The organism is Exiguobacterium indicum HHS 31 (assembly GCF_001939065.1).
GTDB classification, from domain to species: Bacteria; Bacillota; Bacilli; order Exiguobacteriales; family Exiguobacteriaceae; genus Exiguobacterium_A; species Exiguobacterium_A indicum.
In genome coordinates this window covers 541,455-553,771 of record NZ_MPSZ01000001.1, presented here as the reverse complement: position 1 = coordinate 553,771, position 12,317 = coordinate 541,455, and the positions used below count along the sequence as shown (strand labels likewise).

General features: G+C 47.0%; 15 protein-coding genes. 7 read left to right on the top strand and 8 right to left on the bottom strand.

From position 1 onward, the window contains the following. Positions 1 to 95: 95 nt before the first annotated feature. The 6 genes from uptA to N179_RS02805 all read left to right on the top strand — a co-directional run bounded on the left by uptA (position 96) and on the right by N179_RS02805 (position 4,761). Positions 96 to 689 carry an undecaprenyl phosphate transporter UptA gene (gene uptA / locus N179_RS02830; RefSeq protein WP_023467894.1) on the top strand — a complete coding sequence of 198 codons (594 nt, stop codon included), beginning with the start codon at positions 96 to 98 and terminating at the stop codon, positions 687 to 689. 58 nt (positions 690 to 747) lie between these two features. Next, on the top strand, positions 748 to 1,632 hold the full coding sequence (locus tag N179_RS02825) for a hypothetical protein (RefSeq protein WP_075642131.1): 885 nt from the start codon (positions 748 to 750) through the stop codon (positions 1,630 to 1,632). 163 nt (positions 1,633 to 1,795) lie between these two features. Then, entirely contained in the window at positions 1,796 to 3,166 is a 1,371-nt protein-coding gene (locus tag N179_RS02820) for an amino acid permease (protein WP_075642130.1), read from the top strand. A 335-nt stretch (positions 3,167 to 3,501) separates the two neighbouring features. Further along, positions 3,502 to 4,044 (top strand): alkaline shock response membrane anchor protein AmaP, encoded by a 543-nt coding sequence (gene amaP / locus N179_RS02815; RefSeq protein WP_023467891.1) that lies wholly within the window; start codon positions 3,502 to 3,504, stop codon positions 4,042 to 4,044. 20 nt (positions 4,045 to 4,064) lie between these two features. Further along, positions 4,065 to 4,271: a DUF2273 domain-containing protein gene (locus tag N179_RS02810; RefSeq protein ID WP_023467890.1), complete on the top strand. Its 207-nt coding sequence runs from the start codon at positions 4,065 to 4,067 to the stop codon at positions 4,269 to 4,271. A 52-nt stretch (positions 4,272 to 4,323) separates the two neighbouring features. Next, the gene (locus N179_RS02805; protein ID WP_075642129.1) at positions 4,324 to 4,761 is read left to right on the top strand and encodes an Asp23/Gls24 family envelope stress response protein; all 438 of its coding nucleotides are present in this window, start codon (positions 4,324 to 4,326) and stop codon (positions 4,759 to 4,761) included. A gap of 56 nt (positions 4,762 to 4,817) precedes the next feature. Here the strand turns inward: N179_RS02805 and N179_RS02800 are convergent, their stop codons facing one another. The 5 genes from N179_RS02800 to N179_RS02780 form a co-directional block, all read right to left on the bottom strand. Beyond that, on the bottom strand, positions 4,818 to 5,585 hold the full coding sequence (locus tag N179_RS02800) for an ABC transporter permease (protein WP_075642128.1): 768 nt from the start codon (positions 5,583 to 5,585) through the stop codon (positions 4,818 to 4,820). Between the two features lies 1 nt (position 5,586). Further along, a complete protein-coding gene (locus N179_RS02795) occupies positions 5,587 to 6,504 on the bottom strand; it encodes an ATP-binding cassette domain-containing protein (protein WP_075642628.1) in 918 nt (305 codons plus the stop codon). Between the two features lie 112 nt (positions 6,505 to 6,616). Beyond that, entirely contained in the window at positions 6,617 to 6,898 is a 282-nt protein-coding gene (locus N179_RS02790; protein WP_075642127.1) for a hypothetical protein, read from the bottom strand. Positions 6,899 to 7,000: 102 nt separating this feature from the next. Then, positions 7,001 to 7,798 carry a transporter substrate-binding domain-containing protein gene (locus N179_RS02785; protein WP_075642126.1) on the bottom strand — a complete coding sequence of 266 codons (798 nt, stop codon included), beginning with the start codon at positions 7,796 to 7,798 and terminating at the stop codon, positions 7,001 to 7,003. Then, positions 7,791 to 8,621 (bottom strand): transporter substrate-binding domain-containing protein, encoded by an 831-nt coding sequence (locus tag N179_RS02780; RefSeq protein WP_075642125.1) that lies wholly within the window; start codon positions 8,619 to 8,621, stop codon positions 7,791 to 7,793. Before N179_RS02780 ends, N179_RS02785 begins: the two co-directional genes overlap by 8 nt. Before the next feature lie 264 nt (positions 8,622 to 8,885). Here N179_RS02780 and N179_RS02775 point away from each other — a divergent pair, with 264 nt between their 5' ends. Continuing rightward, entirely contained in the window at positions 8,886 to 9,524 is a 639-nt protein-coding gene (locus tag N179_RS02775; protein WP_055967350.1) for an SDR family oxidoreductase, read from the top strand. Positions 9,525 to 9,673: 149 nt separating this feature from the next. Here the strand turns inward: N179_RS02775 and N179_RS02770 are convergent, their stop codons facing one another. The 3 genes from N179_RS02770 to N179_RS02760 form a co-directional block, all read right to left on the bottom strand. Beyond that, the gene (locus tag N179_RS02770) at positions 9,674 to 10,201 is read right to left on the bottom strand and encodes a DUF2812 domain-containing protein (RefSeq protein WP_055967347.1); all 528 of its coding nucleotides are present in this window, start codon (positions 10,199 to 10,201) and stop codon (positions 9,674 to 9,676) included. After that, the gene (locus N179_RS02765) at positions 10,194 to 10,523 is read right to left on the bottom strand and encodes a PadR family transcriptional regulator (RefSeq protein WP_055967344.1); all 330 of its coding nucleotides are present in this window, start codon (positions 10,521 to 10,523) and stop codon (positions 10,194 to 10,196) included. Before N179_RS02765 ends, N179_RS02770 begins: the two co-directional genes overlap by 8 nt. 134 nt (positions 10,524 to 10,657) lie before the next feature. Then, a complete protein-coding gene (locus N179_RS02760) occupies positions 10,658 to 12,316 on the bottom strand; it encodes an FAD-dependent oxidoreductase (protein ID WP_029341349.1) in 1,659 nt (552 codons plus the stop codon). Between the last annotated feature and the right edge of the window lies 1 nt (position 12,317).

The window sequence follows — 12,317 nt, the reverse complement described above, 5'->3', positions numbered from 1 at the left end:
ATCCGTCTTTTGAATCGTCTCCGTTTTTTTCCTTTTCATTTCGTCCTCGGTTCTCTAAAATAAAGGAATGAACTGATACAAAGGAGTTGTCTAACGTGTTATCTCAAGTCGTCAACCAGATTTTGCTTTCGCTTGCCGATCTCGGATATTTCGGCATCGCCCTCGGGTTGATGATTGAAATCATACCGAGTGAAATCGTCCTCTCTTACGGTGGATTCATGATTTCCCAAGGAACGATCGGCTGGCCGCTTGCTATCGTCGCTGCCGTCATCGGTGGATTATTCTCGCAATTATTCTTATATTGGTTCGCTCGCTACGGCGGTCGTCCCCTTATCCTGAAATACGGGAAGTATGTTTTGATTTCAGAACATCATCTCGATCTAGCCGAGCGTTGGTTCTTAAAGTACGGACAAGGCGTCATCTTTGGAGCCCGTTTCATTCCGGTCGTCCGTCATGCCATCTCGATTCCGGCAGGTCTTGCCAAGATGGATCAAACGAAGTTTTCTCTTTATACGGTGCTTGCGATCATTCCGTGGTCGATCTTGTTCCTGTATCTTGGTGAAACGCTCGGAACGAACTGGCGCTCGATCAAGGAAGTGGCTGCACCGTACACGAACGGTGTCCTAATCGCTGCCGTCGTCTTGATCATCTTCTATGTCATCTACAAACGCCGTCAACGAACGGTTTGAACAACTAGCAGTCTGTCTGACGACGGACTGTTTTTTTAAACAAACAGGAGGTCCTGCCATGCTCACATCCCCACTTGCTCATTTTCCGTTACGTCGTTTGACTGCATCCTATCGGGCGGGTCATCCTGTCGCGACCGGGATCACCGTCGACGGACATATTTTAATCGTCGAAGAAACCCTCGACGAAGCACGCAATGAACACGTCCTTTCCATTCATCAATTGAAGGATGATTGGCGTAAGACGACGATCGTTAAAAAAAGCGAAATTGATTTTTCGCTCGTCGATCGATTTCCGGATGGACGTTTGTTACTCGTCGCTTCCCGTTGCGATGATGACGTAGACGGAACGTGGTTGCCGAATGCCTTTATTTATGATGTTCAGGGAAATCTAGTCAATCAATTTTGTTTAGATGATGGGATTCAAAACATGCAAATCGATGAACGAGGGTGGATTTGGGTCAGTTATTTTGACGAAGGTGTCTATGCTGACGCCGTAACCAGTTCAAATGGTGCCTTTGGTCTCGTCGCTTTTGACGATACGGGCGAAGTAAAATATAAAAACCGTCAATACCCGATTGATGATTGTTACGCCTTAAACGTCTGTTCATCAAAAGAAATCTGGTTCTTCTACTACTCTGATTACTGTTTCATTCGTATCGATCAAGAGGAAGATCTCGTCTGTGAGGCACCTACGATCGCCTTTTCTCAGTTCGCTCGGTACGACGATTTTCTGCTTGCCGCAAATTCTGATGAAGCACATTTACTCGAACGGAAAGGTACGCTCTTTGAAAGTGTTCGTTCGATTCGATTCATGACAGAACAGGGAAATACCCTGTCAGGTGACCTTACAATGCGTAATGACTTGATCGTACTAGCGACCTCGGAACACCTATATTTCGGGAGACTCGGTCAGCGACTTGTCTCTCTCTTAGCAGGCAAATGAAAGCCATTACACAGTTGTTTCATAATCTTTTTACTTTTGAAAACCTCTAACCCAAATTTTCAAAAAGACTAGCGAGTTCTATCTGAGGATAGTATACTCAGCGTTATAGTTATTCGGACAAATTGTCTGAACATTATGACGTCACAGAATTTTTTTGGGGGAAATGATGAGTTCGAATTTGAAACGAGATTTAACAGCACGACAGGTACAAATGATTGCACTCGGAGGAACGATCGGGGTCGGTCTTTTCCTTGGAGCATCGAGTACGATTGCTTGGACGGGACCATCCGTCTTACTCGCGTACATGCTAGCAGGAGTCTTTATCTTTTTCATCATGCGGGCACTTGGTGAGATGGTCTACACCCATCCTCACAGTGGTTCGTACGCAAAGTTCGCAAACGACTATATCCATCCAGCAGCTGGTTTCTTGACAGCAAGCAGTAATATCTTCAACTGGGTCGTCGTCGGGATGAGTGAAGTCATCGCTGTCGGGACATACTTACGCTTTTGGTGGCCGGAACTACCGACTTGGATTCCAGGCGTCGTCGTCATCATTCTCTTGACGCTCGCGAACCTCGCTTCCGTCAAGATGTTCGGTGAACTCGAGTTCTGGTTCGCCTCAATCAAGGTAATAACGATTCTTCTGATGATCGTCGCCGGATTCGGCATCATCTTCTTTGGTCTAGGGAATGACGGAAACCCGGTCGGCTTCTCGAATCTTTGGGCGAACGGTGGATTCTTCACGAATGGTTTCACCGGCTTCTTCTTTGCGCTCTCGATCGTCTTCGCCTCTTACATCGGTGTTGAGTTGATCGGCGTGACAGCTGGAGAAACGAAAGATCCAGAGAAGAACATTACGAAGGCAATCAATGGTGTCGTCTGGCGAATTTTGATTTTCTACGTCGGATCCATCTTCATCATCGTTACGGTGTATCCATGGAATGAGTTGTCGGATCTCGGCAGTCCGTTCGTTGCGACATTCGCCAAGGTTGGTGTCACGATTGCTGCCGGTATCATCAACTTCGTCGTCATCACAGCCGCTTTATCCGGTTGTAACTCCGGGATCTTCAGCGCAAGCCGGATGATCTATGCATTGGCTGAAAAAGGACAAGTGCCGTCCTTCTTCTTAAAGGTCAACAAACGCGGCATTCCATTCTACACGGTCTTCGCGATTTCAATCGGGATTTTCTTCGGTGTCATTCTCGATATCACCTTGCCACTCGTTCTCGGGAAGGATACGAACATCTTCGTTTATGTCTACAGTGCTTCGGTACTACCAGGGATGGTGCCGTGGTTTGCGATTTTAATCAGTCATATTCGGTATCGTAAACTTGAAAGTGAACGGACAGCCTCACATCCGTTCAAGATGCCCGGTGCGCCGGTGACGAACTATCTGTCGATCGTTGCGCTGGTGACAGTGCTCGTCGGGATGTTGTTCAACGATGAGACACGCGTCTCGATCTTAATCGGAGTCGCTTTCTTGATCTTAAGTATGGTCTATTACATCGTAAAAGTACCAAAAATCGAAAAATAAACGTCTGTCTCTCCTCTCATGACCGCATGAGAGGAGTTTTTTGATGGAGATGATTTTCTATATTGACATTGAATAATATTCATGATAGATATTTTTCGCGAACGCTTAAACCCTTAAGACGTCGTAATATTCTTGATTTCAATGCGTAAAGCCGTATTTCATCTACTATTTTTCTAATAAATAGATAAATTTTCAGAATAAATAGTCTTTTGATTCTAAGTGCATTTTCATGTTTCGAGTTCGTTTGAGCGGGAATATTCTCACCATACACATAATATTTCATGTGTAGAACAATCACGTTAAAACAATTTAACGGCAGAAAGGAGAGATGTAATATGAACGGATTCAATCGTTTCCTACTCGTTCTGATCGGCATTCTCGGTTTAGTCAGCGTCGGTCTTCTTGTACTTGGCGTTTATGATGTTCCACGACTCAGTCCTTTGATTGAACAGTGGCAAGATCAACAATGGTATAGCTACACGATTTTATCACTTGGTGGCTTCCTAGCATTCGTATTTGTCATTCTATTATTCACTGGACTACTCAGTCGTTCAAAAGGACAACGTCTCCTGATTCAAACGGGTGACGGGAATATCACGATCTCTAAGCAAACGATCGAACGAACGGCACTCGAGTCGATTCGCGGTATCAACGGCGTACGTTCGCCACGCGTCAACGCAGACATTCACTCGAAAAAAGAAACCGTCGCGCTTGAAGTCGACTGTTCCGTCTTCGGTCAAGAAGGCTTGCCGACAATCGGAAAAGACATTCAAGAACGCGCCAAGAATGCGGTCGAATCATTACTCGAACTACCTGTCACAAAAACACGCGTCCGGATTAGTGACACGAAGACGAAAACGTCTGAACGCGTCGTCTAAGATACGAGAGGAGGAAGATCATGAAAACGAGCGAAGCACTTCGTCCGTATCGCTACCGTCTACTCGGCGGGCTAGTCGGACTGATCCTCGCCACCTTGTTCTTGACGATCGGTTTTGGACCGACGTTGTTGATCATCGTATTCGCAACAATCGGTTACTTGATTGGTCAGTGGCGGGACAATGCGCTCGATGTCGAGGGATGGATTCAATTCTTTCAACGGGATTGAGCATACAGAAAATAAAAAATCATTCAACTTACACTAAAAGGAGAGATTTCTCATGGCTAACGAAATCAACACTAAACAAAACGAAAACGAAGTAGTACGCGAAAACAAACTCACATTCGAAGATCAAGTCATTAAAAAAATCGCCGGTATCGCATCAAATGATGTCAAAGGCATCCTCTCAATGAGCGGTGGCTTCATGAGTGGATTGACAGATCGTTTCCGGAGCACGGAAGATATCACAAAAGGCATTGACGCGGAAGTCGGCGAACGACAAGTCGCACTCGACTTAAAAGTCATCGTCGAGTACGGCAAAAACATTCCGTCCATCTTCCAAGACGCTGTCTCAAAAATCAAAAAATCAGTCCATGATATGACAGGACTCGATGTCGTCGAAATCAATATGCATGTCGAAGACGTCATGACGCGTTCCGAGTTCGACGCAAAAAGTAAATCGTCGAAAGAAGAGGAAGAAAAACGCGATTTGAAATAAGACAATCAACTAGATAGCCGCATGAAATGGACCCACTTAAAAACGGGTCCATTTTTTTACTTTTTCAACGCTCCGCGTGCGTTCAACGCAGCAAAGATCACCATCGCAATGCTGAGAACAGCAGCGACGATCAAACCTTGCCAATAAACCGACCAATCAATCTCCGAACGGGTCAACACACTACGCATCCCTTCCATGATATAGGTCGTCGGATTGATCGTCGCAGCAATCTTGAGCCATTCGGCTTCAATCAAGTCTTTCGGCACAAACGTCGTCGACAGGAAAATCAGCGGGAAGAATAAGAGCGTTCCGGCTTGAGCGGCTTGCGCATTCCGTGTCTTCAAAGCGACACCGACCGAGTAACCGGCAAAGGCGAGTCCAAATCCGAGCGCGAGTAAAATCGTCAAGAAAAAGCCGCTGACACCGACTGGAATCGATAGACCAAGCAAAAAGGCCATCCCGAAAATCAGTAACGTTTGAACGAATAATTGCAACATCCCGGCAAGCATCGGTCCGAGAACGATCGCTGTTCGCGAGACGGGTGTCAATAAGAGTCGTGCGAAGTAACCACTCTCGATATCCTTGACGAGTGCTTGACCGGCTCCCCCGGCTCCACCAACAGCACCCGAAACGATTGAAACTGGCAGAATGAAGTTCAAATAATCGACGCCATCGAACTGCGGTAAATTCGAGATTCCGGACAAACCACTCGTGTAGACGAGCAGGAAAAAGACACTAATGATCAAATTCGGAATGAAGGAAAACGGATTACGTAACGTGACGAGTAGACTCCGACGCATCAAAAACCAAGTTTCCCGTACCATGTCAGGATTCCTCCTTATAGGCTTGCCCCGTCAAGCGAATGAAGACATCATCAAGCGACGGTTGTTTGACGACCAGTGACGTCGCAACGATCTTCCGTTCGTCAAGAAAACGGACGACCGCGCGCAAGGTTTCCGTTCCCCGCGAAGGAATGACGAGACGATCTTTTTCCTGACGACCGGCAAACGTCTCTATGACGATTCGTTCGTCCTCTTTTTCCACAAATGTCAATTCAATCCGCTCTTCCCCGTTTGCTGCCTTTAGCTCAGCTGCCGTTCCTTCCGCAATCAATTGTCCCTCATTGATGATCGCGATTCGGTCGGCTAGCTGATCGGCTTCTTCCAAGTACTGTGTCGTCAAAAAGATCGTTGTTCCGAACTCTTCGTTTAATCGTCGGACCTCGTTCCAGATTTGTACACGGCTCGCGGGGTCGAGTCCGGTCGTTGGTTCGTCAAGGAACAAAACAGTCGGTTGATGGACGAGTGTCAAAGCGAGGTCAAGCCGACGTTTCATCCCACCGGAGTAAGTGCCAGATCGACGCTTGCCGTCTTGATCGAGTCCGACGAGCTGCAACAATTCCTCTGCCCGTGTTTTTGCTTCCGTCTGACTTAATCCAAATAATTTCCCTTGTAGGACGAGTAATTCAAGCCCAGTCAAATCCTCATCGATGCCGGTATCTTGTAAGGCGACCCCAATCTGCAATCGGACCTGTTTTTCCTGTTTGACGACATCAAATTCCTGAATCGTCGCCCGACCTCCGGAAATTGGAATCAACGTCGTCAGCATCTGGACGGTCGTCGACTTTCCAGCCCCGTTCGGTCCTAGAAAAGCAAAGATCTCTCCTGCCTCTACATCGAACGAGATGCCTTTGACGACATCTTTCCCATCATACGTCTTCGTCAAATTCTCGACATGAATCATCTTCATTCCTTCTTTCCCTGAATTCAAAGTCATGTCCAAGATTTTCCCGTTTTTTCTGTTCTCGAATCAAAAAAAGACATCTGATTCGATGCCTTGATTCAAGCTTTAACGATTATGCTACAATCTGATACACACCATACAAGACGCTGGCGGATACCATGAGCGTCGTGACGAGCGACGCCAGCATCACCGTTAATCCGATTCCTTTTAAGCGAACGGCTCGCGCTAACGCGAGACTAAACGAAAGCACTGCACCACTCGCAAGTACAATCGCCTCTGCGAATAACAATGTAGGATTGATCCATGCATCTCCGATGACGATCCATCCATAAGTGATACAAACAAAAAGAACGGTCATGATGAGCCATCGTCTCGCTGACACGTTTTTCAACATATTGATTCCTCCTGATTTGTTTCTATATACTTGTTCGCCCTTTCCCATTAGATTCCTGTTACTAAAAAATCGTGCCTCCTGTTATACGGAGGCACGATTCCTTTATGATGCTACTTGCCATTTCTCTTTTAATTGCTCCATCTCTTCTTGACCTTCGTGCGATTGCATCCACAGATTGAAGACATCAACGACGTCCCCTTCCGACTCTCGGACGAGATAGCTCTTCTCCGCCGGAATCCATTTTTCTTGAATTCTTGGTGCCGCGAGTCGTTTGTCGAGTGCTTCATAATGAATCGCCTCGACCGTATCGGTGATCATGACATCGACTTCACCTGAGGCAACCGCTTGCGGAATGTCAAGATTTTGCTCATACATGACGATGTTCGCCTTCGTGAATGTCTTACGGACGAACTGTTCATTCGTTCCCCCTGGATTTAGACCAATCGTCACGTCAGGACGATTGATTTGTTCGATCGAAGCAAGACGTTTAGCATCTTCTTTACGGACGAGCGGTGTCTTTTGGAACGACAGATAACTCGACGTGAAGTCGCCGATGATCTCGCGCTCGATGTTTTTCGTCACACCCCCGACGACCATATCGAATTTCCCGCTAGCAAGATCAGCAGACAGCGTCGGCCATGTCGTCGGAACGAACTCGACATCGATGCCAGTCGTCTTCGCGAAAGAACGGATCACTTCGATATCGAACCCTTCGTACTCGTTCGTCTTTTGATTCAAGTAGGTGAATGGTTTGTAGTCCCCGGTCGTTCCGACGACGATTTTTTTCGTCGCAAAGACGTTCTTCGCTTGTACACGTCGTGGTTGCTCCGTTTGCCATAGCGTCAGTAAGCTCGCAAACAAGACGCCACCTCCGACGACGATCCATCCCCATTTACTCATGTGCTCCCGCTCCTTTCGCTCCGACCGTCTCACGTGTCGAGACGATGTTCCATTTTTTCTTCAATTTTTGAACTTGTTCTTGCCCCTCTGCACTTTCAATCCAGACCCGGAAAACGTCTCCAAGCTGTTTTTGGTCCGGTTTCATCAAATACGCCATCTCGGCTGGTTCCCAAGCCTCTGTCAGTTTCGGCACCGCAAGATCGAGTTCTGTCGCGTAATGCAACGCCTCGATGTCGTCCGTCACCATGACATCGACTTGTCCGCTTTTTACGGCTTTTGGAATGTCCAAGTTGTTCTCAAAGACGGTCACATCTGCCTTCGGAAAATGCTTCTTCACGAACGCTTCGTTCGTTCCACCCGGATTGACACCGATTTTGACTGCTGGATCATTGATTGCAGCGAGCGAATTCAAGCGTTCGACATCTTTCTTCTTTACGAGCGGTGCTTTTTGAAAGGAGAAATACGACGATGTAAAGTCTCCGACGACCTCGCGCTCGACTTTCTTCGTGATGCCACCGACAGCGATATCAAACTTTCCTGATTTCGTATCCTCCGATAATGTCGGCCATGTCGTCTTGACGAACGTCACATCAAGATTTGCTGCTTTTGCGAACGCTTGGATGACATCGATATCAAAGCCTTGATAACGATTCCGGTCCTCGTTCCAGTATGTAAAGGGCTTATAATCCCCCGTCGTCCCGACGACCAGCTTTTGGTCTTCGAAGATGTCATGTGCTTCGGCATCCGTCTGTTGATTCCAGATCATCCAAGCGGCAACGCCTGTCAAAACAAGCCCTGCCAGTAGCCATGGTTTCTTTCTCATCGTATCTCTCCTTTCTATTTCGTCGTTGCCCATTCACCGAATATTGCTACAATTTCACCTAAATGATTTTCGGTGTGGGTAATAGTCATTATCCTACCACACTTACACGTGATTTCAAGATAATTTGACGATTTTATGCATAAAAGCGTTAAAAAGATGTTTTGATGACGGTTACAGTTCTACAAGTCGTCTCTCTTTACAGAATCCCCTCGTCTTTTCCATACTGAAACAGAATCATCAAATCGTGAAATGGAGGAATGGAACATGAGTCAGATTTTCATCATTGGTGCAAATGGTAAAGTAGGTCGTCACGCTGCTCGCTTACTGCAGGATTCGGAGCACGATGTCAAAGTAGGATTACGTTCCAAGGACCAGTTCAGTGATTTTGAGAAATTAGGTCATACCCCGGTCCATCTCGATCTTGAAGCGGACGTCGCGACGATCACCGATGCATTACAAGGATCAGATGTCGTCATCTTTACGGCAGGATCAGGCGGTCACACAGGAGCGGACAAGACGATGCTGATCGATTTCGACGGTGCTGTCAAAGCGATTGAAGCAGCGGAAGCAATCAATGCAAAACAGTTCATCATGGTCAGTGCCTTGAATGCCGATTCGCCGGAAACATGGTCCGACAGCATGAAGCCGTATTACATTGCAAAACGCTACGCGGATCGTGTCCTGAAGGAATCGTCACTTAACTACACGATTCTTCGCCCAGGCGGACTATCAGATGAAGCCGGCACAGGAAACGTCACGACGGATCCGTCCGAACAAGCAACTAAAAAAATTCCGCGTGAAGATGTCGCACGCGTTATTCTAGCTGCAATCGGTCACGACAAGGCGTCGAAGCAAGTCGTCACACTGCTCGAAGGTGACACACCGATCAACGAGTTATTCTAATACAAAAGCTCACGTCTCCATTTCCGAGACGTGAGCTTTTTTGATGAAATCACTCATTGGTGAAGTTGCAGATACATCGTTCACATCGTTTCAGCAATCGTCGAGAATGAGAGCACGTAATGTTTCCTCGCTAGCTCGGATTCCGATGTTTAATCCTGCTCCGCAATGGCACGCAATCCACGTAACGTTTGAATTTTACGTTCGTGGCGTTGCATCACGAATGAGAGACCCGTCACGATCGCGAGATTGAACCAGATCATCGTGTCGGTAATCGGATTAAACAAATTAATGAGTACTGCAATAATATTAACCAAAAAAACGACTTTATAGAGTTGCAAAATCCGGTGTTCGTGATGGATCTGTGAATCAAAGTCCGAGTACAAATGAAATGGTTCATCCGAGGTCCGTTTTCTTAAGAAGACCCAGCGGAACGATGTATCCACGACTTCGATGCCCATCTCTTCCAAAAACGCAAAGTAATCCTGCGACTTCGGATGCTTTGGCATGTTTTCTAATAACTCAATTCGATACGTGTACATACCAGGTTCACCTTTGATGAATACATAACGTCCGAGTCGAAACTGCTGTAAGTACCAGCCGTTGTTTGCCATCTTGTTTAACCACACTTCTTCTTTCGCATAATCAGCGTAAAAGCGATAGATCGTTTTACTACTCACCTTGATCCACTCCCATCGTTTCTTGTCCATGTCGCACGAGTTCTTTTAATCGATCTAGCTCTACCTGTAATCTCTCCCGCCCCTGATTCGTCATGATGTACTCTTTCTTTCGCCCTGCTTCTTGCTCGATCGCTTCAATCCACCCTTTATCGACCAGACTGCTGAGTGCGCCGTACAACGTACCAGCAGCTAACTTGACACGATCATTGCTCAACTCCTGGACGAATTGCATGATGCCGTAGCCATGACGGGGTTGTTGAAGTGACAGTAAAATATAATAGACGGCTTCTGTTAATGCCGTCTCTTGAACCGTTCGTGCCATTTTCCCACTTCCTTACTACGTCTTCCGTTATATCGTCTACCGATATACTAAAAATATCCTATTTCTAACGATTTGACAACAAAAAACGTGATGATCCCTAAGTGAATAGGATCATCACGCTATATTGTTCGATTTTATGAAAAGCATTTTTTAATATGTTGATAGTTCTTGTTCCCACCTGATAAGTTGCATACATCCGTAAATCCAAGATTTTTCAAGACGTTTTGCGCAGCATTCCCCGTCACGCCTTTGTTGCAGTAGACGATCGTCGGTAACGTCGGATCCAATTCCTTTGCGCGTGTCCGTAGTTCACCAAGCGGAATATGGATTGCTCCATCAACATGGTTTTTTTCAAATTGTGCTTTTGAGCGTGTATCGATGATTTGGAACGACTTCCCACTCGCGACTTGGTCGATTAATTCGTTCGGCGTCATCAAACGCGCTGTTTTTTTGATGGCATTATCGAGAGCCATTCCCGTATAGAGAACGGGATCCTTCGTCGTCGCAAACGGTGGTGCGTAGGCTAAATCGAGATGGAATAAATCCTCTGCCTTTGCTTTAAAGGTGATCGCCGTCGCTAGGACATCAATCCGTTTGTCGACACCTTGCGGACCAACGATCTGGGCTCCGAGGACTCGCCCTGTTGCCCGATCGGCAATCGCTTTGATTGTCATCTCTTTCCCACCCATGTATTCCGGACGATCTGGTTTGATGTTATGCAAGACTTCGATGTCATACCCTGACTCACGCGCTTCTTTTTCCGTCAAACCCGTCTGAGCGACAGTCAAATCGAACGCCTTGAAGATACCTGTCCCCAAGATACCACGGTGCTCCGCTTCCTCACCCGTAATGACCATGCCGGCAATCCGTCCCATCTTGTTCGCTGTTGAACCAAGCGGACGATAAAGTGCTTCACCCGTGATGACGGAGAAACTCTCTGCGACATCGCCGACTGCGTAGACATCGGCTACATTCGTCTGCATGTGACGGTTGACTGCAATCGCTCCTGTTTTACCAAGTTCTACGCCGATCTGCTTCGCAAGACCCGTGTTCGGCTTGACGCCAACAGATAAAATGACGAGATCCGTCTCGATCGTTTTTCCACTCTCAAGCGCGACCTCAGAAATACGTTCTTCTCCGTTGAACGCTGTCACGGATTCGCCAAGCAAGAGGGATACCCCTTTATCTTTCAAGTGATCCGCTACGCGTTCTGCCATATCGCGATCAAGTGGCGGCATGACTTGCGGCAAGCGTTCGACGAGCGTGACTTGAATGCCCCGATACGTCAATTGCTCTGCCATCTCGAGTCCGATGAATCCTCCGCCGACAATCGTTGCTGTCTTCGGATCGTGAGCATCAATGTAGGACCGGATCGCGTCGGCATTGCGGACATTTCGAACCGTAAAGACATTCTCATGTTCAACGCCTGGAAGTGGTGGAATGATACTTGAAGCACCGGTTGCCAGCACTAACGTATCATACGTGTCCGTGAAACGATCCCCTGTCAGGAGATTGACGATCGTCGCCGTTTTTGTCGCATGATCAATCGATTCGACTTCGTGTTGTGTATGAATATCGATGTTATATCGTTTTTTAAAGAAAGCGGCATCGCGCGGTGTCAATTCGTCGATGTCAGCGATCTCCCCACCGACGAAGTAGGGAATCCCACAACCTGAATACGAGATGTCCTGATCCCGATCATAAATCGTAATTTGCAACTCTTCACTGTTACGACGTGCTTTTGCTCCTACTGATGTTCCCGCAGCAACTGAACCAATAATCATCAATTTCATC

Excerpts from the sequence above, each read along its gene's own strand:
- N179_RS02765 (WP_055967344.1), bottom strand. The coding sequence starts at position 10,523 with ATGGCACGAACGGTTCAAGAGACGGCATTAACAGAAGCCGTCTATTAT.
- N179_RS02800 (WP_075642128.1), bottom strand. The coding sequence starts at position 5,585 with ATGGTACGGGAAACTTGGTTTTTGATGCGTCGGAGTCTACTCGTCACG.
- N179_RS02785 (WP_075642126.1), bottom strand. The coding sequence starts at position 7,798 with ATGAGTAAATGGGGATGGATCGTCGTCGGAGGTGGCGTCTTGTTTGCG.
- N179_RS02790 (WP_075642127.1), bottom strand. The coding sequence starts at position 6,898 with ATGTTGAAAAACGTGTCAGCGAGACGATGGCTCATCATGACCGTTCTT.
- amaP (WP_023467891.1), top strand. The coding sequence starts at position 3,502 with ATGAACGGATTCAATCGTTTCCTACTCGTTCTGATCGGCATTCTCGGT.
- N179_RS02780 (WP_075642125.1), bottom strand. The coding sequence starts at position 8,621 with ATGAGAAAGAAACCATGGCTACTGGCAGGGCTTGTTTTGACAGGCGTT.
- N179_RS02760 (WP_029341349.1), bottom strand. The coding sequence starts at position 12,316 with ATGAAATTGATGATTATTGGTTCAGTTGCTGCGGGAACATCAGTAGGA.
- N179_RS02805 (WP_075642129.1), top strand. The coding sequence starts at position 4,324 with ATGGCTAACGAAATCAACACTAAACAAAACGAAAACGAAGTAGTACGC.
- N179_RS02810 (WP_023467890.1), top strand. The coding sequence starts at position 4,065 with ATGAAAACGAGCGAAGCACTTCGTCCGTATCGCTACCGTCTACTCGGC.
- N179_RS02825 (WP_075642131.1), top strand. The coding sequence starts at position 748 with ATGCTCACATCCCCACTTGCTCATTTTCCGTTACGTCGTTTGACTGCA.
- N179_RS02775 (WP_055967350.1), top strand. The coding sequence starts at position 8,886 with ATGAGTCAGATTTTCATCATTGGTGCAAATGGTAAAGTAGGTCGTCAC.
- N179_RS02820 (WP_075642130.1), top strand. The coding sequence starts at position 1,796 with ATGATGAGTTCGAATTTGAAACGAGATTTAACAGCACGACAGGTACAA.
- N179_RS02795 (WP_075642628.1), bottom strand. The coding sequence starts at position 6,504 with ATGATTCATGTCGAGAATTTGACGAAGACGTATGATGGGAAAGATGTC.